The sequence below is a fragment of the Amycolatopsis sp. cmx-4-54 genome (assembly GCF_046548895.1).
Taxonomy (GTDB): domain Bacteria; phylum Actinomycetota; class Actinomycetes; order Mycobacteriales; family Pseudonocardiaceae; genus Amycolatopsis.
On record NZ_JAEBEJ010000020.1, the window covers coordinates 32,080 to 54,718 of the forward strand.

General features: G+C 69.4%; 21 protein-coding genes and 1 other RNA gene. 8 read left to right on the top strand and 14 right to left on the bottom strand.

The features are described from left to right. Positions 1–133: 133 nt before the first annotated feature. A complete protein-coding gene (locus ACLJQ7_RS40440; protein WP_410653479.1) occupies positions 134–1,099 on the top strand; it encodes an AAA family ATPase in 966 nt (321 codons plus the stop codon). Between the two features lie 205 nt (positions 1,100–1,304). On the opposite strand, the gene ACLJQ7_RS40445 is transcribed toward ACLJQ7_RS40440, so the two are convergent. The 9 genes from ACLJQ7_RS40445 to ACLJQ7_RS40485 all read right to left on the bottom strand — a co-directional run bounded on the left by ACLJQ7_RS40445 (position 1,305) and on the right by ACLJQ7_RS40485 (position 11,743). Further along, positions 1,305–1,502: a hypothetical protein gene (locus tag ACLJQ7_RS40445; protein WP_410653480.1), complete on the bottom strand. Its 198-nt coding sequence runs from the start codon at positions 1,500–1,502 to the stop codon at positions 1,305–1,307. 34 nt (positions 1,503–1,536) lie between these two features. After that, complete coding sequence (locus tag ACLJQ7_RS40450) at positions 1,537–2,850, bottom strand: hypothetical protein (protein WP_410653481.1); 1,314 nt, start codon at positions 2,848–2,850, stop codon at positions 1,537–1,539. 102 nt (positions 2,851–2,952) lie between these two features. Then, positions 2,953–3,951 (bottom strand): C40 family peptidase, encoded by a 999-nt coding sequence (locus ACLJQ7_RS40455; RefSeq protein WP_410653482.1) that lies wholly within the window; start codon positions 3,949–3,951, stop codon positions 2,953–2,955. A 4-nt stretch (positions 3,952–3,955) separates the two neighbouring features. After that, on the bottom strand, positions 3,956–4,552 hold the full coding sequence (locus tag ACLJQ7_RS40460) for a hypothetical protein (RefSeq protein ID WP_410653483.1): 597 nt from the start codon (positions 4,550–4,552) through the stop codon (positions 3,956–3,958). A 3-nt stretch (positions 4,553–4,555) separates the two neighbouring features. Further along, positions 4,556–6,721, bottom strand: a complete 2,166-nt coding sequence (locus ACLJQ7_RS40465) for a magnesium transporter (RefSeq protein WP_410653484.1) — start codon at positions 6,719–6,721, stop codon at positions 4,556–4,558. Further along, positions 6,718–9,678, bottom strand: a complete 2,961-nt coding sequence (locus tag ACLJQ7_RS40470) for an ATP-binding protein (protein ID WP_410653485.1) — start codon at positions 9,676–9,678, stop codon at positions 6,718–6,720. The genes ACLJQ7_RS40465 and ACLJQ7_RS40470 overlap by 4 nt, the downstream gene beginning before the upstream one ends. A 3-nt stretch (positions 9,679–9,681) precedes the next feature. Continuing rightward, entirely contained in the window at positions 9,682–10,158 is a 477-nt protein-coding gene (locus ACLJQ7_RS40475) for a hypothetical protein (protein WP_073847573.1), read from the bottom strand. Positions 10,159–10,167: 9 nt separating this feature from the next. After that, entirely contained in the window at positions 10,168–10,437 is a 270-nt protein-coding gene (locus ACLJQ7_RS40480) for a hypothetical protein (RefSeq protein ID WP_126736535.1), read from the bottom strand. Positions 10,438–10,879: 442 nt separating this feature from the next. Beyond that, the gene (locus tag ACLJQ7_RS40485; RefSeq protein ID WP_410653486.1) at positions 10,880–11,743 is read right to left on the bottom strand and encodes an SCO6745 family protein; all 864 of its coding nucleotides are present in this window, start codon (positions 11,741–11,743) and stop codon (positions 10,880–10,882) included. 487 nt (positions 11,744–12,230) lie between these two features. Between ACLJQ7_RS40485 and ACLJQ7_RS40490 the strand changes: the two genes are divergently transcribed. Genes ACLJQ7_RS40490 through ACLJQ7_RS40505 form a run of 4 tightly spaced genes read left to right on the top strand, consistent with a single transcriptional unit; the run spans position 12,231 to position 14,932 of the window. Then, on the top strand, positions 12,231–12,734 hold the full coding sequence (locus ACLJQ7_RS40490; RefSeq protein WP_410653487.1) for a YbaB/EbfC family nucleoid-associated protein: 504 nt from the start codon (positions 12,231–12,233) through the stop codon (positions 12,732–12,734). Positions 12,735–12,759: 25 nt separating this feature from the next. Next, entirely contained in the window at positions 12,760–13,101 is a 342-nt protein-coding gene (locus ACLJQ7_RS40495; protein ID WP_410653488.1) for a hypothetical protein, read from the top strand. Beyond that, positions 13,098–14,240 (top strand): hypothetical protein, encoded by a 1,143-nt coding sequence (locus tag ACLJQ7_RS40500; protein ID WP_410653489.1) that lies wholly within the window; start codon positions 13,098–13,100, stop codon positions 14,238–14,240. The genes ACLJQ7_RS40495 and ACLJQ7_RS40500 overlap by 4 nt, the downstream gene beginning before the upstream one ends. Before the next feature lie 50 nt (positions 14,241–14,290). Then, entirely contained in the window at positions 14,291–14,932 is a 642-nt protein-coding gene (locus ACLJQ7_RS40505; protein WP_410653490.1) for a hypothetical protein, read from the top strand. A 32-nt stretch (positions 14,933–14,964) separates the two neighbouring features. On the opposite strand, the gene rnpB is transcribed toward ACLJQ7_RS40505, so the two are convergent. The 5 genes from rnpB to ACLJQ7_RS40530 all read right to left on the bottom strand — a co-directional run bounded on the left by rnpB (position 14,965) and on the right by ACLJQ7_RS40530 (position 18,580). After that, an RNA gene (gene rnpB / locus ACLJQ7_RS40510) (RNase P RNA component class A) lies at positions 14,965–15,363 on the bottom strand. A 14-nt stretch (positions 15,364–15,377) separates the two neighbouring features. Beyond that, a complete protein-coding gene (locus tag ACLJQ7_RS40515) occupies positions 15,378–15,914 on the bottom strand; it encodes a hypothetical protein (protein ID WP_410653491.1) in 537 nt (178 codons plus the stop codon). After that, entirely contained in the window at positions 15,835–17,118 is a 1,284-nt protein-coding gene (locus ACLJQ7_RS40520) for an NAD(P)/FAD-dependent oxidoreductase (RefSeq protein WP_410653492.1), read from the bottom strand. The genes ACLJQ7_RS40515 and ACLJQ7_RS40520 overlap by 80 nt, the downstream gene beginning before the upstream one ends. Next, positions 17,115–17,933, bottom strand: coding sequence for a ferredoxin (locus ACLJQ7_RS40525; protein WP_410653493.1), 819 nt, complete (start codon positions 17,931–17,933; stop codon positions 17,115–17,117). Before ACLJQ7_RS40525 ends, ACLJQ7_RS40520 begins: the two co-directional genes overlap by 4 nt. Beyond that, entirely contained in the window at positions 17,930–18,580 is a 651-nt protein-coding gene (locus tag ACLJQ7_RS40530; protein ID WP_410653494.1) for a DUF4142 domain-containing protein, read from the bottom strand. The genes ACLJQ7_RS40525 and ACLJQ7_RS40530 overlap by 4 nt, the downstream gene beginning before the upstream one ends. A 246-nt stretch (positions 18,581–18,826) precedes the next feature. Between ACLJQ7_RS40530 and ACLJQ7_RS40535 the strand changes: the two genes are divergently transcribed. Genes ACLJQ7_RS40535 through ACLJQ7_RS40545 form a run of 3 tightly spaced genes read left to right on the top strand, consistent with a single transcriptional unit; the run spans position 18,827 to position 22,598 of the window. After that, a complete protein-coding gene (locus ACLJQ7_RS40535; RefSeq protein ID WP_410653552.1) occupies positions 18,827–19,381 on the top strand; it encodes a sigma-70 family RNA polymerase sigma factor in 555 nt (184 codons plus the stop codon). 11 nt (positions 19,382–19,392) lie between these two features. Beyond that, positions 19,393–19,752: a zf-HC2 domain-containing protein gene (locus ACLJQ7_RS40540; protein WP_410653495.1), complete on the top strand. Its 360-nt coding sequence runs from the start codon at positions 19,393–19,395 to the stop codon at positions 19,750–19,752. A 32-nt stretch (positions 19,753–19,784) separates the two neighbouring features. Further along, positions 19,785–22,598: a BREX system ATP-binding domain-containing protein gene (locus ACLJQ7_RS40545; RefSeq protein WP_410653496.1), complete on the top strand. Its 2,814-nt coding sequence runs from the start codon at positions 19,785–19,787 to the stop codon at positions 22,596–22,598. The last annotated feature ends 41 nt before the right edge of the window (positions 22,599–22,639 follow it).

Here is a 22,639-nt window from a genome sequence, read left to right on the forward strand (position 1 = left end):
AGTGGAGGCACCACTTAACCCTATCCCGATCCGGCGCCGTTGATCGCCCGTTCGGGTGCGGGCCGGTCGGGTGTACGTTACGAGCCGAAATGAAAACCGATACCCTTTTCACAACGACAGGAAGGGCCGTGGCGTGAAGATCGCGTTCGTCGGGAAGGGCGGCAGCGGGAAGACCACGCTGGCGTCGCTGTTCACCGCGTACCTGGCCGGCGGCGGGAAACCGGTTCTGGCGATCGACGCGGACATCAACCAGCACCTCGCCGTCGCGCTCGGCGCGAGCGAGGAAGAGGCCATCGCGTGGCCGACGCTGGGCGACCACATGGGCCTGATCAAGGAGTACCTGCGCGGCGACAACCCGCGGATCGCGGACGCCGCCTCGATGATCAAGACGACCCCGCCGGGGCGCGGGTCGCGGCTGGTCCGGCCGTTCGAGGACAACCCGATCTTCCAGGCCTGCTTCCGCGAGTTCGGCGGCGTGCGGCTCGGCGTCACCGGGCAGTTCGACGAGGACGACCTCGGCGTCGCCTGCTACCACTCGAAGATCGGCGCGGCGGAGCTGCTGCTGAACCACATGATCGACGACGCGGGCGAGTACGTGGTCATGGACATGACCGCCGGCGCCGACGCGTTCGCGTCCGGACTGTTCACGCGGTTCGACGTGACGTTCCTGGTGTGCGAACCGACCGTGCGCAGCGTCGGGGTGTACCGGCAGTACGCCGACTACGCGCGGGACTTCGGGGTGCGGCTGGTCGTCGTGGGGAACAAGGTCACCGAGGACGAGGACATCGAGTTCCTGCGCGAAGAGGTCGGCGACGCCCTGCTGGGCTGGATGGAGAACTCGCGGCACGTCCGCGCCGCCGAACGCGGCCGCGCGCGCCCGATCGGCGAACTCGAGGCGCACAACCTCGCGACGCTGGGCTCGATGCTCGCGACCGTCGACGGCGAACAGCGCGACTGGGCGCGCTACCAGCGCCAAGGCGTCGAGTTCCACCTCCGCAACGCGCGGGCGTGGGGCAGCGGGCGGGCCGGGGAGGACCTCACGGCCCAGGTGGACCCGGAGTTCGTGCTCGGACCGGCGTTGGCGCGGCAGGACGCCTGAGCCCGTTGCGAAAGGTTGCGAAAGCCACTTTCGCAACGTTGAAGGTTGCGAAAGTGGCTTTCGCAACCTCGGCGGAGGCGAAGCGGGCGGCCGGTTTCGCGTGACTGGATGGACGACACGTGTGATCAGACGGACGACACGCGTGACTGGATAGACGACACGCGAAACCGCCATCCGGGCACCAGCGCGGACCACTCGCTAGCGATCAGTCGCCGTTCCACTTGGCGTCTTCGGCGTCGGCCTGCCTGGTGCGTTCCTTGGCGATCTCCAGGGCACGCCTGGCCGTCGCCTCGTCCGGGTACGGGCCGAGGAGGTCGACGCTCCGGCCTCGTTCCAGGTGCTCGACCTGGTTCGTCTTGGTGTTGAAGTACCAGCCCTGATCCGGGTTCGGGTCGCTCGACATACGTCAAGACTGACATCACCCGGACGTCCTGTCATCACTTGCGATAGCGGTAGGGGATCTCCGTGGGATCGCCGGTGGGACCGAACTCGCCGCCCTCGGGCGGGTCGACCTTGGAGCTTTCCGGCACGTTCTCGCCGAGTTCGTCGAACCAGCCGCGGTGCATCGGGATCCCGCGCGGCGGGGTCGGCGGTTCGGGCGCGACGGGGCCACCTCGTGGCGGCGAAACGGGTGACATCGGCTGCGGCGAAGGACCGGCCGGGGGCATCGCGGACGGCGGCGGAGTCGTGACCGGCGGCTCCGGCTCGGCCTGCGATGGCGCGGCGGCGGCCGGGGGTTCCGGAGTGGCAGGAGGCGCGCTCACCGGCGGAGGCGGCGGCGTCTGATTCACCGGCGGGGGTTGTGTCCGGGTGGGCTGGGGCAGCGGAGGCGGCGACTGGGACGCGGGTGCCTGCGGTGCGGGTGCCTGAGACGCGGCCTGAGACGCGGGCGCCTGCGAAGCGGGTGCCTGAGACGCAGCGGCCTGGGACGCAGGCGGCTGCGGGACTGGTGCCTGAGACGCAGCGGCCTGGGACGCAGGCGGCGGCGCGGGCGCCTGGGCCGCGGCTTGCGGCGCGCCGGCCTGCGGGGCTTGCGACTGGGCCGCGGGTCCCTGAGACACGCCAGCCGGAGGTCCGGCTGACTGAGGCGCCGGTGTCTGCGGGGCGGGCGCCTGAGGAGCAGGAGCCCCCTGATTGCCCGGCAACGGCGGCCCTGAAGGCATGACCGTGCGCCACACGGGCGCGGGCCCGATGTTCATCGGCGCCGGGGCGCGTGGCGGCTGGCCGGTCACGGGCGGCGTGGCCTGCGAAGGCGCCGGAGGTGCCTGCCGCTGCGACGGTTTCGGGATCGGGTCGAGGCACGAGACGAGCACCGTGGTGTTCGCCGGGTCTTCGATCTTCCGGCCGCTGCGCTCGCGGTAGACCATCTCGCCCTCGGTGTCCATCTCGACCAGGTAGCCGGCCTCCGCCAGCTGCTCCTCGTCGAGATCGACGAGCTTTTCGTAGCGCGACGGGACGACCCGGTAGATCGGCCAGGCGAGCCGGGCGTTCTCCTGGTGGAACTGGGCGAGCAGGGCGGCCATCTGCTGCTGCCAGGGCAGCGACATCCCCTCGGCCAGCGAACGCGGCAACACGACGTAACCGGGATCGACGCCCGGCCAGCCCTGGTTCAGCTGGTCGGCGAGCGGGGTGCTCGACGCCGGCCGCGCCGCCTGCCGCGCGGGCTGGACGGTACCGAAAAGATCGCGGGGATCGACCTCCGGGCCGCCTCCCGCCGCGGGCTTGCCTCGCCTTCCGAATTTCCGTGCCACGTTCTTCATCCTCTGCCAGTGTGCGGCCGCGTGCCGGTGGACAGGCCGCCACTTCGGGTGAATCCGATGGTGCCGCGATCGCGGCACCACGCGCTCACCATGCTAAACGCCAGGACGGACCGCCTGCGCGACCACTTCGGCCTCGTCGAAGGAGAAGTCGCGGATGTGCACCGGCACCCCGGTCTGCTGCGCTTCGACGATCTTGCCGTCGCCCAGGTACATCATCACGTGGTGGATGGTCGCCGGGTTCGACGGCACGGTGGCGAGGAACAGCAGGTCACCCGGCTGCGCCTGCCGCACCGGCAGCATCGCGCCGCCCTTGTACTGGTCACGCGAAACCCGCGGAATGATGATCCCGGCCGACTCGTAGGCCCGCAGCATCAGCCCGGAACAGTCGTAGCTGTTCGGTCCCGTGGCGCCCCAGACGTACGGCTTTCCCTGCTCGGCGAGGGCGAACTTGATGGCCTGCGCGGCGGCCTGGCTCGGCGGCACCACGCTGCCGACGCTCGTGCCGCAGCCGACGACGTCGACGATCTGGCCCTCGTTTTCGACGAGGAGCGCCGCCATCGGCTCCCAGTTGTGGTACCGGTCGGGGAAACCGGACCGCTCGACGCGCTGGGCGGCGTCACCGGGCCGCATGTTCTCCCAGTTCGGGACCGCGAGGAGGACGTCGTAGAACTTGTTGACCTGGTACGGCGGGTCGGTCACCTGGGCGACGGTGCCCCAGCCCATCGACGGCCGCATCTGGAAGATGCCGAGCGAGTCGCGGTCGCCGTAGGTCAGGTTCCGCAGCTTGGACTCGGTCATCCCGGCCTGGATCGCCACCTGCCACGCGCGCGGGGACAGCGTCCGCTGCTTGCCGATCGAGATGATCAGCGCGACGATCCCCTTCTGTTCTTCGTCCAGCTTGTTGATGTCCGAAGCACCGCGATCGGTCTGTCCCGGCAGGGTCGGCCCGATCGAGGCGTCGCAGGAGGTCTTGACGACCCCGCCCGACTGCGCCTCGACATGGTCGGTCACCACCTTGGTGACCGTGCTCGTGGTGACCACCGCGGCGAAGACCGCGGCGATCAGCACTCCGACGATGAGCCCGATCTTCATCGGGTCAGCCCGCTTGGGTGAACTTGGTGACCCGCCATCCCGGGTTCGTCTTGACGACGGTGACCCGGACCTTGGGCCCGTCCGTCGGGACGTCGACCTCCATCGATCCGGTGAGCGAGGAAACGACCTGCGGATCCCCGGTCACCCTGGTGGCCTTGATGTTCGCGGGTTCCACCGTCGTGAGTTCCCCGGCGAGGTACTCGTCGGTGGTGTACGGCCGCAATCCGTCCAGCCACTGCTCGGTCGTCGTACCGTCGGGATGATTCGCCCATGCCGTCACCCAATTCTTGGCGACCCGGACACCGTCCTGGTCAGGTGGCGCGGAAGACGGCGGAGGCTGGGTGGTGAGCCTCGGCGGCAACGTCGACGTCACGGTCACCGGCGCGGCGACGCCGGGGCGTGAGGTGGCTGTCGCCGAAGAACCCGGCCCGCTGGCCGTCTGTCCCGGTTTTCCGATGGCCTTCGGCAGCAGGATGCCCAGCGCGGTGAGCAGCACCGCGAGGATCACCAGCGTGCCGACGAGGTGGCGGGGCGAGCGCAACGGCCAGCCCCACAGTCTGCGGTAGACGGCGGTGCGCCCGCGGTTGGTCCGGATCGGCATCGGTCACCGGCCCACTGCGCGGTCTGTGTCCCGGACTTCCTCGCGGACCTCGAGCCCGCGCGACGGCCGGTACAGCACGAAGACCGGCTTGCCCGCGACGACTTCGGGGTCGACGCGGCGAGGGCGCGGTGTCGAAGGCCCCGCTTGCACCGGCACGGCACCCGAGTAGTCCGGAGTGGTGTAACCGCCGCCCGCGGAGTTCATCCGCGAGGGCACCACGACCGGTTCCGGTTCGTCGCTCCAGCGCCGGTCGGCGACCGGTGAGGTGTCGACCCGGCGGCTCGGCACCTGGATCGGGCTCCGCCCGCCGGAAGTGAACATCGAGTCGCCGGGAGTGCCCGCGGACGGGTTGTACTGGCCGAACACGGGAACGCCTCCGCCACCACCGGAGGGCAGCGCGGGCATCCCGCCGCCACCGCCGACGGCACCCGGCCACGGCGCTCCCGACCAGGCCGCCGCGGGGCGGATCGCGCCGGAACCGTTGTCGAGCCGCTGAGAGCTGGCGAAGATCGTCGCCTCCGGCCGGAACCGCCCACCACCGACCGTCGCGCCCACCGGACCGCGCAGGTCGCCGTCGACGACGTCGTCGGTGTCGCGGACGTTCTGCCAGAACGCGTCCTGCGGGGTCGGCTCGTTGTTCTTCTTGCGGAAGCGGGAGAAGAGCCCGCCGCGCGGTGAAGGCATCGCGCCGCCGACCATGCCGACGGACATCTCGACCATCTGCCACAGCCGCCGCACGGGACGGCCGATCATGAACAGCAGGACGGTGATGATGGCGGCCAGCACCATCTTCGTCAGCAGGGACAGCGAGTTCCCGGCGGTGAAGATCGCCTCCAGCAGGAGGGTGTGCACGCCGGCCAGCACCGAGAGCACCATCAGGTTGAACGCGACCGCGCCGACCACCTTCAGGATGCGCTGCATGATCTGGGGCTGGAGCAGCGCGATCAGGCCGATCAACGGGGCCGTCAGGACGAAGATCCTGATCAGCACCTGCGCGAGCAGCACCGTGGCCTTGGCCAGCAGCTGGAACAGCGAGTAGAAGATGCCCTGGCCGAGTGAAAGGAAACCGGCGCCGACGCGGCTGCCGTCCTCACCCGTGAAGTACCCGGTCGCCGGGCCGAGTTTGGTGGAGATGTCCTTGAACGCCGCCTTCTTGGAGTCGACCAGCGCGGCGTCGGCGTCCCCGCCCTGCTGGATCTGACCCCAGGTGAAGGCACGCGCGTCGAGGAGAGCAGGGCCGTACTGGATCGCCTGCGGCGAGTCCGGGCTGCCGAATTCGCCGCGGAGCCAGTTGTCGTAGACGACCCGGCAATGCAGCTCGGTCGGGACACGGTCCCAAGGCTGGCGCGCGGCCACGGCCTCAGGAGTCGCCTGACACGGCTGCGGCGCGGGCGGCTGCGGCTGGGACGGCGGCGGCGTCTTAGCCTCCTCGATGAAACCGGCCTGGATATTGGTCGTGGTCTGCACGATCGCGTTGTCGATCGGATCGAGGAATCTCAGCAGTGCCAACGAGGACGCGGCCAGCCAGACCGCGGCGAGCCCGTACAGCGCCCGTTTGCTGACCGCCGCGAGATCGCCGCGCCAGATGTTGCGGAACAACATGATCGACATGATCAGCGCGGCCAGCCCGAACAGCTGCGCGTAGATGTTGTTGTAGACCTTTTCGGCCCCGGCCTTGACGGCGTTGTACAGCGGGCTGAGCAGGCTGCCCTGCAACACGGTGTAGTGCAGCGAGTTGGTGGCACCGACGATGTTCTTGCCGATGTTGAACAGCTGGTTACCCGCCCAGGTGTCGATCGTCGAGTTGGGCGAGGTGATGCCCGCGAGCGGGCCGCAGTCGGTTTCGAAGGTGTCCCAGACGTGTCCGGCGTACCCGTAGACGTTGTACGGGCTGCCGCCTTCACCACGAGCGGTGGCGGGCGGGTCGAGCGCGCCGACCATGCCCGCGCCCGGCCGTTCCGGGTTCGGTGCCTCACCACAGGCCGCCGCCGACGCCGCCGGAGCGGTCGCCACGGCCTGAAGACCCAGGATCACCATGACGACGAACATCGTCGCGCGGCGGCTGGGTCTGGTCTTGCCCGGCCGCGGCCCCTCTTTGAGACGGCGGCGCAGCGCGTGCCAGCCGGCGGCGATCGCGAGCACGAACGCCAGGGTGAGCACCGTGTTCATGCGGCGTCCCTGCCGGTGCCGCCCTTGCCGGCGCGCGCGTGCTCCCCTTGGCTCCCGTTCCCGTTATGTCCATTTTGGACGGCGCCTTGCACTTCTCCGGTTTCGGCCGCCAACGGGTCCGGGGCGCCGAGCATCTGTTCGTCGGTGAGACCGACCTCCAGTTCGGCCGCGAGTTCGAGATCCTCTTCGAGCTCGAAGTCGTCCTCCTCCTCCGGCGGCGAAGCCACGAACTGCTTCTCCTCCGGGACCGCGAGCTCGTTGCCCGGCCTGGACGGTTTGGCGTCGGGCGAACCCGGCGTGGTGTCCATGACCCGGCGCAGGTGCTCCAGGTGCGGGCCGGAGAAGTCGACGCGGATCCGCTCCACGCCGCCGGCGCCGTCACCGAAGATGAACTGGCGGGGCTCGACGTCGCGCTGGAGATCGCGGGACGAGCCGGGGCGGCGGCCGAGCGCCGCGACGACCTGTTCGTAGCCGACGCCGACCGGGACCTTCAGCAGGCGCAGCGCGTCCGCCTGAGCGTCGTCGTCGTCGAGACGCCCGACGAACACCGAGTCCAGCAGCGCCACGAAACCCTGGATCTTCAGGAAGTCCGCGGGGATCTGCGAGGACAGCAGCACCCGGACGTTCCACTTTCGCGAGTCACGGGCGAAGCGGTTCATCAGCACGCGACCGGTCGGGACCTCGGAGAGGAAGAACGCCTCGTCGATCCAGACGCCCTTGCGCAGTTCCTTCGGCTTTTCGTACACCGACCGCTGCGTCAGCCACGCGGCGAGGTTCAGCATCTCGACGCCGAGGGATTCCGCGTCCGTCCAGTACTCGCGCGGGACGCCGTCCTTGGGCAGGGTCAGCCCCGCCATGGTCAGCACGGTCATCCGGTCGTCGCGGGTCTCGGCGTACGGGTCCGCGTCGGTCTCCGGGATGAGCAACGCCATCCGCTCACGCATCTCGTCGAGGAAGTCCGCGACGACGACGGCGTGCTCGTGGTGCTCGCTGGAGTCCCGGCGCAGCGCGTCGATGACCTGGCCTGGATCGGCTTCGAACCGGCCACCGACCGCGCGGACGGCACGCAGCAGCACGATCCGGGTCTGCGCCATCCGCGAGACCTCGTACGGCAGGACACCGCTGAGGACGTCGAGCACGAGACGGCGGCGAGTCGCGCCCGCGAGGGCCTTCTCCCGCCGCCACGACCGCTCGGGGTCGTCCTCGTCCATGAAGTGCTCGAGCTGCGGCTCGGCGACCACGCGGTACGGGTTGAGGATGCCGGGCTGCGCGTTGAGCAGGTTGATGTTCCGCGCGTACGGCCGCATTTCGGGCAGATCGCACAGGCGCGACAGCGGGCCCGACGGGTCGAGGATCGTCCAGTGCGCGCCCGCGCGGAGCGTCTTGTAGACGATGCCGCCGCCGAGGAACGACTTACCGCCACCGAGGCCGGCGACCATCGCCGTCAGACCGGAACCGTCGCGGATCTCCTGCGCCATCCACGGGTCCCACGCCACCGGGCGCCGGGTCGCGGTCACGGTCTCGCCGAGCAGGATGCCGCGGCGGTCGCCCACCTCGGCCGTCGCGGTCGGCACGGACGACGCCGCCCACACGACCGAACCTCGGCGCATGTACGCCGCCGAAGCCAGCGGCTCGCCGGGGATGAACTCCCTGGCCAGCGCGTACTGGGCCTCGGGATGCTCGACGGCGATCTTCGGCTTGTAGAGGTCGAGAAGCTGCTGGGCGAGGCGCAACGCGTCCCGCTCCGTCGGCCCGGACACCGCCAGCCGCCACCACGACCGGACCCGGGTGGCCAGCGCGGTGAAGCCCGACGTCATCTCGTCGTCGATCTCCAGCACCCGGCCCGCCTGGCGCGCCAGCGACTGCGGCGGCTCCAGTTCGTGCTCGTCGGTGTAGTGCTTGACCTGCGAGCGGACCTTGTTCATCTGGCGTTGGAGCTCCCCCGCCACTTCCTCGGGGCGCCGGACGTAGATCCGTGCGGACACCTCGACCGCGGCGGGCAGCCGGTCCGCGTGCTGGATCCACGGGTCGTCGACCTCGGGGATCTGGAGGCCGTGCATCTGGCCGACGGTGAGGACGGCGAGATGCCGCGAAACCCCGGCGTTCGACCCCGTGCGGCCGCGGACGGTCACCGTCGGCGCGTACGGCTCGGCGTGGAAATCCGCCGCGTCGGTGAAGCTGGCCAGGTCCTCGGGCTCCCAGGCGGCGCCGGGGACCGCGGGCATGTTGCGCGGCGCGGGCAGGCCCAGCGAGCACGAACGGTGCATCAGCCAGGACATCTCCTCGGCGTGCACCGGACGGCCTTCGAGCCCGGCGGAGCCGATCACCTGGTCGAGGTGCTCGACCTCGGAGTCGAGCGCGGCCAGCTCGGCGTCGACGGCCTCCGGCAGGATCTTGCGCAGCACCGGGGCGGCGCTCTCGACCGCGCGGTCGATCATCCGCCTGGTCTGCACCTGGACGCCGAGGTAGACCTCTTTTTCGGCCATCGAGCGGCCCATCAGCTGCTGCTGCTCGCCGATCAGGTAGTCGTCGAAGGACAGCGCGCCCTGGACGTCCTGAGGACGGCCGACGGCGTTGTGCACGTGGGCCTCGGCCCACATGCGGATCGGGTACGGCCGGTTGGTCACGCGCAGATGCAGCCAGCGGCCCTGCAGCTCCGCGTACTGCCCGGCGATGGCCGCGACCAGGTCGCGGCGTTGCGAGTCCGACCGGAACGACCAGCGCTGCGGTGCGAGCCGGTACCAGGCGTAGACCTCATAACCGGTGCGTAACAGGTGCCCGTCGATGCTTCGCGCCGCGATCGACGGGGTATAGGACGGTATGGCCGCCTCGCCGGGCAACCGCCTCCCCTTGCCGGCCTTCTTGGGTTGCGCGGAGCGGACCTGCTGGGGCGGGTGCCAGGCCCCTTGCTGCAGATCTCGATCACGTTTTCCTCGGCTTCCGCCGCGACCGAACAACGACTACCTCCCGGCCCGAGCCGCGGGGCGGCTCCGACGCGCTCGTGGTGTTCCCTGAGCTCCGGCGCCGCCGCCGTAGCCGTGGTGCTGGTACTGCCGTCTCCTGCGGTGCTTCGGTAGCGGGCGGCTCGCCCGTACCCGGACGCGGGAGGCGCTGGCCGCGCCGCCTGTGCCCGTGGTCCGTTCTCTGGGTGTGTTGAGCTCTTTCGCCGCCATCGCGGCCACGGCGCCCAGCGGACGTTCGTGGCTGATCTTGGCCGTGATCAATCTGGTGATCACAATTGTGGCGACGAAGGCCCAGGCGGTCGAGAAGAACCCGAAGCTCCAGCCCGCCCACCGTTCGACGGTGAGCACGAGCAGGAAGACCGGGATACCGACGAGCCACGCGACGTAGCGGGCTCTCCAGGGAAAAGTCGCTTTCGGCGGGCCGAGCCACACGGCATCGACCCGGTAGACCTCGTCATCGGTGCGGATACGCAACGCGAGCCCTCAGCCTGTGAAGAGGCCGGCGATCCACTGGCCCACGTTGACTCCGGCGCCACTCACCGCGAGGCCGATGATCGCCAGCGCGATCACGACACCGGCGAGTCGGCGCATGACACCCGCGTTGTCCCCTTTGCCACCGCCCAGCCACAGCAGGAGAAGGGCGACGGCCAGCAGCACCAGGGGAATGATGTTGTCGATCAGCCAGGTGCGGACGTTGCCGGTGCCGAGCTCTCCGCCCTGGGCCAGCGTGTCGAGGGTGGTCATGGTCATCATCGCATTACTCCCGGTGCGCGGAGAGGGGGTTCGCGCGGTTCTGGCTCGGTGGTGCTTCGAACATCATGGCGTCACGAGGCGTAGTGGTCAAAGCGCGCTCTGTAGATGTCGTTTTGTCTACAGTTCACAGAGCGAGGCACAGCACCACGACCATCCTCGGTCTCCATCATCGTTGCAAGGGTCGTCAGGATTAACCCCGGCCACCCGTATTTCGCAGTGTGCTGACGGACTCACTCGCTTGCGAGTCATCTGCTCACTGTGAGTACGGGTCGGCCGCGGAGATTTCGGCCTCGACCAGTGTGACATGACTCGTTCGGTGGCTTCTCCCGAGTCCGCCGGGTGAACACGCATTCGACAAAAATCATGAGTGCCGATCAAACGAAAGTCACACTTCCGTTACCCAAAGCGAAAACGGAGCGGCCATTTTCGCTACATAGCGTGATTATCGGCCCGTAGCGAACACATTCGCGGGAAAAGCGCCCGCTTCGAGAGCCTGGCGACTCAAAGGTCCGCACAGCTCGTGAAGCCGTTTCGTCTTCTCCTCGCCGAGGTGCTCCCAGGGCCCCGTCGACGCCGCGTTCGTGACGTCTTCGAGCCGTTCGCGAAGATCGTTCCCGGCCTCGGTCAGGCCCCCTTGGTCATCCAGGGTGCCCTTCTCGCGGAGGCGGGCGGCCGCGCTGTCCCACTGCTCGTCGCTCCAGCCGCGGGACGCCTTGGCCGCGGCGGGCAGGAACCCCTTGCCGGTGGCGGTGTGCGTGACGAGGGCGTCGAGCCCGTCGACGCCATGGGCGACGAGCGCGGCGATGTGGGCGTCGCCGCGATGCTCGCGCAGAAGGGTGATGGCGTGCCAAAGGACGAGATGCGGCTCGCTCGGCCAGTCGAGGCCCGCGTGCCCGGCGTACAGCGGACGGCCGTCGACCTGGCAGCCGCCGGTCGCCTCACGGGCGAGCTCCGCCGCTTCGGCGACCTCCTCGGAACCGAGCGTCTCCTTGCCGAGCAACCGGGTCAGCGTCGCGTCGACGGCTTCGAAGCGGGCCTCGATGATTTTTTCGGGCGTGGCCAGCGTCCACGCGCGCGGGATGTGGCGGGCGACGAGTTCGGGGTTGAAGTTGTAGAACGTCGCCGCGACCACGCCCGGCCCCACCGCGCCCATCGGCGCCGCGCGGCCCGCGAAATACGTCATGCGCCCCGGCCGGAGACCCGCGCCGGTGAGCGCGGCTTCCGTCTCGGGAGCGAAGTAGGTAAGGGAATGCAGTACATCGAACGTTCCGCGGAACCGTCCCGTGACCCGACTCGCTTCACCCATGCGCGCACCTTACCGGCAGGTAAGTACCGGGCGCAGGTTTCGCCGTCGAATGGAGCAAGGGACCTTTGCTACCGCTTGGGCCGCGTGGGGGGGTTCGAGACAACCAGGCCCGCCGGCGCCCACGACCGCCTCGGCGCCGGAGGGAGCAAGGGACCTTTGCTACCGCTTGGGCGACTGACCTGCGAAAAGAGAGCAAGGGGCCTTTGCTACCGCTGGAGGGCGAGGGTGTGTGGAAATAGGGACGTTGAGTGTCCCTAATTCCACACACCCCCTACTCCGCGTGATGACCGCGTGGATTCGGCTGCATTGGGTGACCGTGTGGATTTCGGGACATCTGACGTCCCAAAACCCACACAGTCACCACCACCCACGGCCCCGAATGGAGCAAGGGACCTTTGCTACCACCGGCGAGCCGAGGGCGGAACCGAAGCCGTTCGGCTACGTCATACTCCTGAAGCCGGATCACCACAGCGCACGGGGAGCGACGATGTCCGCCCAGATGGAACAACTGATCGCCCAGTTCGAGAATTTCCAGGCCAAGGTGCGCCAGGCCGAGACGCGTTTCGCCGAGGTCGGCGACATGCAGGAGCGGATCGCGCAGGTCGAGACCACCGTGACCTCCCCGTCCGGCGAGGTCACCGTCGTCGCCGGGGCGGGCGGGACCGTCACCGATCTCCGGCTCAGCGCGGGCGCCATGCGCCTCGAAGCGGGCCACCTGTCCTCGGTGATCATGAGCACCCTGCAGAAGGCCGTCGCCGGCGCCGCCCGGCAGCAGGCCGGGATCGTGGACGACACGTTCGGTCAGGCGTTCGGCCTCAACACGTCGGAACAGGTTCGCGAGGCACAGGCCGAGGCGTTCGGAACCGCCGAGGAAGAGCCCGCGTCACAGCAGCAGCAACCGCAGCAGCCGCCATCCCGGCCGGCGCGCCGCCCCGCCCCGCGGGACGACGACGACTACTTCGACGACGGCTCCTTCCTCCGCCGCAGCTGACCGAACCGACCGAGGGACTCCCACGATGTCAAAGGGAATCGAGACGAATATCGCGGCGATCGCCGCGTACGCCCAGCAGCTCCCCTATTACGAGCAGGAAGCGGAGAAGTTCGGCGCCAAGATCGACGCCGCCGACGTGACCGACGAGGCGTGGGGCGTCGTCGGCATCTGGGCCAAACAGGGCTACACCGACCGGCTCGGCGAACTCCGTTCGCTGATGAACGACATGAAGGACGGCGTCGACGGGTTCATCGCCAAGCTGAACAAGGCCGCCGAGATGTACCGGGGCATCGAGGAAGCCGGGAAGGTCGAGTTCGGCAAGCACGAGGCGACCATCGACCAGACGCTCGGAAAGCAGGGGTCATGACCGAGGACAAGTCGAGTATCGCCGACGGGCTGAACGTCCAGGCTTACGACGAGAGCATGAGCGCGAACCTCGATCGCGCGATGGGACACGTCCCCGTGGCGGGCACGATCTACAAGTCGGGCAAGTCGATCGCCGGGCACGCCCAGCAGGCGGCCCAGGCGGACGACCCGGCCGAACTGGCGTCCGCGGGTGCCGCGCTGGTCGGTGACGGGGCGGCGTTCGTCGGCGCGGCCGCCGCGGACATGGTCACCTTCGCCATGGACCCGATCGGCTGGCTGGTCAGCCACGGGCTGAACATGCTGCTCGAGCTGGTCCAGCCGCTGCAGGACGCGTTGCACCAGGTCACCGGCGACGGCCCGGCCATCGGACACGCGTCGGAGAACTTCGTGACCCTCGCGAACGGCTTCGTCGCTCTCGCCGAGGACTTCGAGAAGACCGGTGACGCGGCGCTCGCCGAGTGGGTGGACGACGCGGGCAACGCGGCGAAGGAAGCGCTGGGCGACTTCTCCTCCGGTATCCGCGGCATCGGCTCGGCCGCCGGATCGGTGGCCGAAGTGCTGCAGATGTGGTCGATGGTCATGGTGGTCATCGAGGAGCTGATCAAGGGGATCATCACCGAGCTGATCTCCTGGCTGATCACCATCTGGTTGCCCGCGCTGGCCGCGTCGGTGATCAGCTTCGGCAGTTCGGTCGCCGCCGCGATGACCGCGTCCATCGCCAAGGCCGCCAGCGTGCTGCAGAAGGTCACCAAGTATCTCGGCAAGTTCGGCAAGCTGCTCGACACCTTCATCGAGTACCTCGCGAAATACTCGACCAAGGTCGTGGAAGCGACGAGGAAGTTCCGGATCGGGACCTTCGCCGGTGAATCGAAGTTCTCGCTGAACGTCCTGGAGAACACCGCCGGGGTCGCGCTGACCCCGAGCAACCGGGCGCTCACCACGATGTTCGGTACCGCGGTCGGCGCGCGCCCGCTGGTGTCCGGCGCGGCCGTCAAGGGCGGCATCGGAGCCGCGAAGGGCGCGTACACCGAGGGCAAGGAAGCAGTCACGCCGGAGGGGGAGAACGAGCCGTGGTTCAACAAGAGCGAGATCGGTGGGGACAAGAGTCCGGAGGAGACCCGCGGGAACCTCGACATCTGAACGAGTCCCGGCAGCGGGCGGCGGACAAGATCTTCGCGCACCAGGACCGTATGGAGGACAAGGCGGAGAAGGCCCAGGTCCGTCCCGGCTTCCGTGAACGGGTCGAGGAACTGATGGCCGGGCAGTGGCACGAGCCGGTCCTCGTGCTGCGGCTGGGCGACACCGACCTGGGTTTCGACGTGCCCGGCAGGCGTCTGGACGGCACGGTCAAGGGCAAGCGGCTCGTCCGGCGATTCTTCTGGAACGGGTTCCGCGGCATCGGCGGCGCGGCGGTCTACGTCTTCGCGCTGCTGAACGGCGCGGGCAGCGGCGGCGGCAAGGGCGGCCACCCGTTCCAGCGGGAGATCCGCGTGAAGGGCCCGGCGAACGCGCTGGTGCTCGACCTGACGGACCGGCTTCGCAAGGCGAGCGGCCCCTGGCTGGTGTGCTCGCCGTCCGCGATCGCGGTGGTGGACACCGGCTCGACCTACCGGGACCCGGCCGACGCGCCGCCGCCGGAAATCCTCTGGCAGGCCAGGAAACCGCAAGCGCCCGAGATCGACTTCCGCAAACGCGTCATCACCTGGCCGGACGGCTCGAGTTTCGCGTTCAGCCTGCATGGCCGCGCCGAGGAACGGCATCTGCGCGACCGTTTCGAGTTCCCGGACACGATCCACTGGACGGGGCGGCCTGACGGCAACGCGCCGAGGTAGCTCGCTCGGCTCCACAGCGCTCAGAAGTAGTACGGACGAGCCGGCGTGTAAGCCGGATCCTGTCCTCGCCCCGCCTTGCGGCCGGGCGAGTGGCGGCCATCCATCTAGGCCCGCCGTCGCCGACGGGCTCGAGCGGCCTACCCGCAGGCTCGGGCGGGCAGCCCTCGATCGCCTGCGCAGGAGCCTCGCGGCTCCCTCTTGACCTTGCTCCGGGTGGGGTTTACCTAGCCGTCCTGGTCACCCAGGACGCTGGTGGTCTCTTACACCACCGTTTCACCCTTACCTCCGCCCGCGAAGCGAACGGAGGCGGTCTGTTTTCTGTGGCACTGTCCCGCGGGTCGCCCCGGGTTGCCGTTAACAACCACCCTGCCCTGTGGAGTCCGGACTTTCCTCGAACCGGTTTCCCGGCTCGCGGCCGCCCCGCCGACTCGTCCGTCGGCGAATCCTACTGCACGGGTCCGGGCAGGCAGTTCAGGTTGCGCCACCCGTCGGGTCGGACGACGAACCACACGTGGTCCGTGCCCTGCCCGGTCCATGCGCCGGGCCGCGCGTTGGCGAATTTGTAGAGCGGCCGGCCCGCCAGGGTCACCTGTTCGGCGCCTTCCGGACGCGTGATGGTGTCGATGAGAGCCGGCGCGATGCCGGTCACCGATGGCGTGCCGCTGGTCGTGACGGGCGTCCACACGATGGCGCAGTCGCCGAGGCACGCCGAGCGGGCCTTGTGCGGGTCGTCGCGTTCATACCGGAAGAGGACGGCGCCGGTCTCGTCGAGGACGGCCTGCCCCATCCGGGTCAGGTGGACGGCGGTGAGCCGCGTGCCGGACGGCACGTCCGCCGGGGTGCCGGGCCGCGGGCCGGGGAGGGCTTCGGTGACCGGCGCCCGAGCCGTCCGCGACGCGGGTTCAGCCGCCTGCCACCACATCGCGGCCCCCACGACGAGCGCCGCGATGACGACGAGCATGGTCAACCGCGATCGGCGCATCGGGCGTCTCCGTTTCTCCCGGGTGGCTGACGGGGTTCTGCTCCGCGATCTTGTTGGTCCAGTGGAGGACGGCGGTCGGGCTGTCGAGGCCGACGACGCCGACCAGACGCCCCTTGCGGACGAAACCGGTGACGGGCCGTTCACCACCGACGGGGGAAGCGAGCGCGACGGTGTCGGTGCCGAGCTTCGGGATGCCGCCCGCCTGGATCCGCATACCGTGCTGTTCGGACCAGAATCGCGGCACCGGCGCGAACGGGCGCGCGGTCTGCGGGCCGTCGAGCAGGTTCTCCGCGGCCGCCCGGCCCATCTCGACGGCGTTGAGCCAGTGCTCGACCCGTCGCGGTGTCTCGTCGAAACGCAGGTTCGGCCACTGCGCGACGTCGCCGGCGGCGACGATGTTGTTCATCCCGAGCACATGACAGGTCGGCGAACAGACGACGCCGTCGTCGAGCGGCAGCTTCGAGCCGCGCAGCCACGAGATCGACGGCACGGTCCCGACGGCCACGACGACACACGAGACGTCCAGGATCCAGCCGTCGGACGAGCGCAACCGCAGGCCGTTCGCCGTGGTCTGCCAGCTGTCGACGGACGCGCCCAGCGCCAGCCGCACGCCCCGCGACCGGTGCAGCGCCGACAGCTTCTGGCCGATGTGCTTGCCGACGGCCTCGCCGAGCAGGTGCGCCGACCGGCCGATGATGGTGACCTCCCGGCCGATCTCGCGCAGGCTCGCGGCGACCTCGCAGCCGATGAAGCCGCTGCCCAGCACCGCGACGGGCCCGTGGTCGGCGGCGAGGTTGTCGCGCAGTTCCGCGGCGTCGGCCAGTGTCCGGACGACGACCACCCGCGGATGTCCGTGCGGCACACCGGAAAGCCGCCGCGGTTCGACACCGCTGGCGATGACGAGCCCGTCGTAGGGCAGTTCCTCCGCGCCGGGCAGATGGACGATCTGGCGACCCGGCTGCAGCTCGGTCACCGGGGTGTTGAACCGCCATTCGGCGTCGATCTCGCCGGGCCGGGCGAGGAGCATTTCCGCCGGATGGGTGGCGCCGGTCAGCAGTTGCTTGGACAGCGCCGGCCGGTGGTACGGCAGCTCCGGCTCGTTGCCGACGATCACCAGTTCGCCGTCGAACCGCAGTTCCCGCAACCGTTCCGCGCAGCGCAGCCCGGCAAGCCCGCCGCCGACCACGACGATCCGTTCGCTCATCGTCCAGCCTCCTGCAGACGGCTCAGCCGGATCGCACGCATCGGACAGGCTCTCGCCGCGGCCTGGGCCAGCGGTACCTGTTTGGCGCCGGGTTTCCGGAGGTAGCGCAGCTGGCCGTCGCCCTGCAGCTGGAAGACCTGCGGCGCTTCGGCCTGGCAGATGGCGTAGCGGTGGCATTTCTTGTCGTCGACGGAGATCCGGACCGGTTCGGCCCGGCCGGTCCCGCCTTCGAGCAGCCCCAGCCGGGCCAGCGCCCACGGCGGGAGCACCCGGAGCACGGTGAGCACGACGGCGGGGGTGAGCACGGTGATCCCGCCGAGCCAGACCGTCGCGAGGTTCCCGTTCGCGGCCGCGCCGAGCCAGGAGTGGATCGCCAGCAGACCGACCGCGAAGTAGCCGGCCTGATGGAACCGCTGCCCGCGGCGATCGGTCACGCCACGGCGTACCGCGGCGGTGACGGAGACGGCGATGAACAGTTCCAGCCCGACGACCCCCGCCGCGTGCCGCGCGAACCCGCCGCCCGCGAACGGGAGCAGCAGCGCGAGCACACCGAACGAGCCGTCGTCGAGGAACAGATAGGACAGTCCGTGGACGGCACCGGTGGCGAGGCTGAACGTCGCGAACACGACGTGACCTCCGCGCAACGCCTCGTGACCGGTGACGCGCCTGATCCAGCCGGTGGCGCTCAGCACGCCCCACACCAGCGTCAGGCACATCGTCAGGTAGGCGAACCGGCCGGAGAACGCGGCGATTTCCCGCACCCCGCTGTCGTGCGGCGACGAGGGCGGGATCACCGCCAGGAGTGAGGCCGTCATGCTCGCCTGCCCTGCGCGCCGAGAACCCGGAGGAGCCCGAAGGTCGCTCCACCGGCGATTCCCACCATGAGCATGCCGAGCGCGAGGTCACCGCCGTCGAGTTCGTTGCCACCCGCCGAAACGACCATCAGCGAGGTGGTCTCGGCGAGGCCCGTGCTTTCGAGCAGGGTCATATGCCGCATGACGGTGTCGACGGCGGCCTGGGCGAACGAGCGCATCTCGTCGTCGCGGGTGGCGGCGCGGACGTGGGAGGCGAGACCGAAGATGCTCCCGTGCGCGGCGCGGGCGCGGTTGACGTAGAGCCGGTCGAAGTCGGCACCGGCGGCGCCGGTGATCTCGCCGGCCCAGGAGCGCTGATCTTCGGTGGGCTCGGTGGGCAGTTCGACGCGGACCTTCGAAGCGAGTGCGCGCGCCTGCGCGTCGAGGCGGTCGTGGTCGTCGGCGAGTTCGCGCCCGACCTCGCGAACCCGCTGCGCGCTCCCGCGCTGTTCCGCCTGACGGCTCACCGGGCCTTCCCACAAACTCCCTTGGCGTACTCGCACGAGGAGCTCCCGATCATGGGAGTCGATTTCCGCGAAAGCGTCGGCGGGCGTTCCCATCCAAATCACCATGCAGCCGATCACCACTCCAAGAAGCCGATAGATCATTTCACCCGTCCCCGTCCTCGAAGTGCCTCACTGGGAGTACGGCGAACCGGAGCGGCCGGTTCGATCTCTGCCCGCGCAGCCAGTGTGATGTGCATCACACAACACATTTAGAACCGTTTCCGGTCGGCATACGTACCGGACGACTAACGGTAAACAGAGCACTACTGCACATGGCCCACGGCGATAGTCTGCGCTACGGTGTACGAACCTGTGAAATCCTCCACCGCTGGGGAGGTCGCGAACTTCATGGAAGCAGTGGGCAGAGAATGCGGGCTCGGCGGCGACCCTCGCTCGAGCGAGCTTTCCGACGAGCTGATTGCGTTGCTGTACAAGGAGTTCCGGGCAACCCTGTTCAATCAGGTGATGTATCTGACCGGCCATGATCACCAATGGACGGAGGACGTCGTCCAGGAAACACTGATTCGCGCCTGGCAGCATTCCGACACGTTGAACCGGGAGCCGGGAATGCTGCGCGGCTGGCTGCTCACGGTCGCTAAGCGGATCGTGATCGACGGCTGGAGAAACCGGCGCGCGCGTCCGCAGGAGGTGGAGCTGGACAGTTCCGAAAACGCCGAAATAGCGGATCAGACCGAGCAGTCACTGTCCGCACTCGTCATTTCCGAAGCGCTACGCTATCTGGACGGCAAATATCAGGCCGTCATCTACGAGACGTATCTGACCGGACATACGGTCCGGGAGGCGGCGGTGATATTGGGAATCCCGGAGGGAACGGTCAAATCACGGCTGTACGCGGCCATGAAGACATTGCGACGGTCGTTAGGAGAGCTGGGTTCGCGATGAGGAAGCGAAAGGTGAAACACACCGATGTGGCGGCCTACGTACTCGGTGTGCTCGACCAAGCCGAGGCTCACGCCTTCGAAACACATTTGAAGGGCTGCGTGCGCTGTGGCCGCCAGGTCGCGGAATTCGCTTCGGTGGAAGACGCGCTGGCCAAGGCCGACCTGCGCTACCTGTCCCCCGCCGCTCCACCGCGGTGCGGGCGGCTGTCGCTGATCGCGGCCAACCTCGTGGTGGTCTTCCTGGCGTGCGTCGTCGCGGCCTTGATGTCGTCACAACGGTCGTCCCGGCGCGTCTCGTCGGATGCGGGCATCTCGACCCCTGCTCCCCTCGATGACCAGCGATTACTCCCGATACCGCTCACGTTCGAGTAGTCTGCCGCAACCCCGACACGAAGGTCTCTACGGTGCATACCGAAGTAAATCCCGAGAGCCCCTTCGGCGGGCCTTCGGTACCGAAGCACCGCGCCGCCGGGCTGCTGGGCCGCGACAGCGAACTCGACACGATCACCGGGCTGCTCCAGGCCGCCCTGAACGGCCGGGCCGTCAGCGCCGTGGTGGTCGGAGAGTTCGGCATCGGCAAGTCGGCGGTGCTCACCGCGGCCGGTGAGCTCGCGGTAGCGGCCGGGTTCACCGTCGCGATCGCCACCGCCTCCCGGCTGGAGACGCATCTGAGCGGCGGTGTCGGCCGCCAGCTGATCGAGGGGCTCGCCCACGCGCCCGCCGTCCCCGGCTCACCGCGGCCTCGCACGCCGCATGTGACCGAAATCCTGCCGGATCATCCTCCCCGGACCGAACACGAACAGACCGAGGCACTCGACGCCTTTTTCCACGCCGTCCGGGGCGCCGCCGAACAGGGGCCGGTCTTCCTCGGCATCGACAACATCCACCTCGCCGACCCGTGGTCGATGCGCTGTCTCGCCTACATCCGCCATCGCGTCGAGCACCTGCCCGTGCTGGTCGTGCTGACCTCGGTGATCGGCCATCTGCAGACCGGCGAGGTCGCGCTGCTGGAGATGTCCGGCTGCACTCCGGCGACGATCCTGTTGCGCGGGCTCGGTACCCGGCACGTCGCCGAGTTCCTTCGTGTCCCTCCCGGGCGGTTCGCCGAGGAATGCCGCGAGGTCACCGGCGGCAATCCGTTCCTGCTCGGCGCACTGGCGCGCCGTCTGGTCCCGGGAATGGAGCTGGACACCGCGGGTTCGGCGATGATCGGCGAGGTGCTGCGGGTCCGCATGCACGAGTACACCGCCGCGCCGAAGATGCTCGAAGCCGTCGCGATCCTCGGCGAGGACGCGAGCTTCGACCTGCTGGCCCGGCTCGCCGGGGTCGACGAGAGCACCGCGATGGAAGCCATCGACACGATGGTGCGCGTGCACCTGCTGACCAACAGCCACCGGCCGGCGCTGACGTACCGGTTCGTCCGCAACTCGGTGCTCGCCGACATGCCGCTCACCACGAGGGCGGTCACCCAGGCCAGGGCGGCCCGGCTCCTGCACGACGCGGGCGCCGCGCCGGAGCGGGTCGGCGCGCATCTCCTGGAGGCGACCGCGATCAGGATCCCGTGGGCGGTCGACGTCCTGCGGCTGGCCGCGCGGCATTCCGTGGTCGAGGGCGACCCGGAGCTCTCCGTCCGGTTCCTGTCGCGGGCGCTGGAGGAACGGCTCAGCGAACGCAAGCGGATGGCGATCCTGCTGCAGCTCGCGCACGCGGAATTCCATTGCGACCCGGATTCGGCGCCGGCCAGGGTGCGCGAGGCAGTCGACCACATCGACGACCGCGAAACCGCGGCCTTCGTCGCGACGGCCATGATCCTTTCGCTGTGCTGCGGCCCGGACGCGCGGCTGGCGATCAACTCCGCGGGCCAGTTCGCCGCCCGGCTCGACGCGGGCGGGCCCGACGCCGTCTGGCCGCTGCTGTGCATGACCTATCTCGCCGAGGCGGGCAGCAGGCTCGGGCCGCCGCCGGACTTCCGCGATTTCGAGCGCCAGTGGGCGCCGCTGAACGATCCCGCCGCACAGCAGAGCCGGTCGGGGTTGCTCGCGCTCGACACGGTGCGAAGCGGGAAGTCCTCGGCGAACGCCGTCCGGCATTTCGAGGAGGCGTTGTCCGGCGAGCAGCCCGAACTGTTCGAACAGCCCTACTTCTTCACGCTCGCGACGGCCGCGCTCGCCGACGAGCCCGCGCTCACCGACAAACTCTGCCAGGTACTCGACACGAAACGCCTGCCTTGGGACTTCCACGTGCCGAAGGGCGCTCTGGCCACCCTCGCCCGCGGGATAGCCCTGCAGGCGGGCGGCGATCTGGTGCGGGCGAGCGTCCATTACGAATCGCTGGTGCGGCAGTTCGACGAACGCGGCGCCACCAGCCGATGCCCGATCGCGGTGCTGTGCGCGGCGCGGCTGATCGAGGTCTCGGTCGACCTCGGCCGCCACGAGGTCGCGAACACGCTGCTGGGCAGAATCGATTTCGCGGCCACACAAGCACTTTTCACGCACAATTACCTGCTCTACGCCCGCGGCAGGCTCCGCGCGGCCACCGGTGAACCCGAGCTCGGCTACGAAGACCTGCGCGGCTGCGGCCGCCGTCTCGAACACCACGGCATGCGCTTCCCCGGCTTCGCCCCGTGGCGCGCGCACGCCGCCCGCACCGCGCTGGCGCTCGGCCGCACCGACGCGGCCGCCCGGCTCGCCGAGGAAGACCTCGACGCCGCCGGACGCTGGGGATCGCCGAGAATCCTCGGCGGCGCGCTGACCACCGCCGGTCTCGTCCGCGACGACGGCCTCGGTGAGGAGGCCGAACGCCTGTTGACCAAGGCGGTCGACGTACTCGGCGAATCGACCGCGAAACTGGCGCTGGCCGAGGCGCTGACCGAACTCGGCGTGTTCCAGGCCCGGCGCGGGCAGGCCGAGAAGGCGATCGGCACGCTGCGGATGGCCACGCAGTCGAGCAAGCACTGCGGGGCGCGGCCGCTCGCGAGACGGGCCGCCGAGGCGCTGCGGGACGCGCGCACGAGCCTCACGACGGCGAAGGACAACGAACACGGCCTCACCAAACAGGAGTACCGCGTCGCGCTGATGGCGTCACAGGGTCTGACCAACCGGGAGATCGCCGAAGCGCTGCACCTGACCCGCCGCACCGTCGAACTCCATCTGTCCGGCGCCTACCGGAAGCTGGGGATCACCGGCCGCCCCGAACTCACCTCCGCACTCCGCGTTTAGTCCTCTGAATGCGGTGGTCGCGCGAGGCAAGTACCGCATCC

Excerpts from the sequence above, each read along its gene's own strand:
- ACLJQ7_RS40525 (WP_410653493.1), bottom strand. The coding sequence starts at position 17,933 with ATGACGGCCTCACTCCTGGCGGTGATCCCGCCCTCGTCGCCGCACGAC.
- ACLJQ7_RS40505 (WP_410653490.1), top strand. The coding sequence starts at position 14,291 with ATGGAGGACAAGGCGGAGAAGGCCCAGGTCCGTCCCGGCTTCCGTGAA.
- ACLJQ7_RS40455 (WP_410653482.1), bottom strand. The coding sequence starts at position 3,951 with ATGAAGATCGGGCTCATCGTCGGAGTGCTGATCGCCGCGGTCTTCGCC.
- ACLJQ7_RS40460 (WP_410653483.1), bottom strand. The coding sequence starts at position 4,552 with ATGCCGATCCGGACCAACCGCGGGCGCACCGCCGTCTACCGCAGACTG.
- ACLJQ7_RS40535 (WP_410653552.1), top strand. The coding sequence starts at position 18,827 with ATGGAAGCAGTGGGCAGAGAATGCGGGCTCGGCGGCGACCCTCGCTCG.
- ACLJQ7_RS40500 (WP_410653489.1), top strand. The coding sequence starts at position 13,098 with ATGACCGAGGACAAGTCGAGTATCGCCGACGGGCTGAACGTCCAGGCT.
- ACLJQ7_RS40465 (WP_410653484.1), bottom strand. The coding sequence starts at position 6,721 with ATGAACACGGTGCTCACCCTGGCGTTCGTGCTCGCGATCGCCGCCGGC.
- ACLJQ7_RS40445 (WP_410653480.1), bottom strand. The coding sequence starts at position 1,502 with ATGTCGAGCGACCCGAACCCGGATCAGGGCTGGTACTTCAACACCAAG.
- ACLJQ7_RS40490 (WP_410653487.1), top strand. The coding sequence starts at position 12,231 with ATGTCCGCCCAGATGGAACAACTGATCGCCCAGTTCGAGAATTTCCAG.
- ACLJQ7_RS40520 (WP_410653492.1), bottom strand. The coding sequence starts at position 17,118 with ATGAGCGAACGGATCGTCGTGGTCGGCGGCGGGCTTGCCGGGCTGCGC.
- ACLJQ7_RS40485 (WP_410653486.1), bottom strand. The coding sequence starts at position 11,743 with ATGGGTGAAGCGAGTCGGGTCACGGGACGGTTCCGCGGAACGTTCGAT.
- ACLJQ7_RS40515 (WP_410653491.1), bottom strand. The coding sequence starts at position 15,914 with ATGCGCCGATCGCGGTTGACCATGCTCGTCGTCATCGCGGCGCTCGTC.
- ACLJQ7_RS40495 (WP_410653488.1), top strand. The coding sequence starts at position 12,760 with ATGTCAAAGGGAATCGAGACGAATATCGCGGCGATCGCCGCGTACGCC.
- ACLJQ7_RS40480 (WP_126736535.1), bottom strand. The coding sequence starts at position 10,437 with ATGATGACCATGACCACCCTCGACACGCTGGCCCAGGGCGGAGAGCTC.
- ACLJQ7_RS40530 (WP_410653494.1), bottom strand. The coding sequence starts at position 18,580 with ATGATCTATCGGCTTCTTGGAGTGGTGATCGGCTGCATGGTGATTTGG.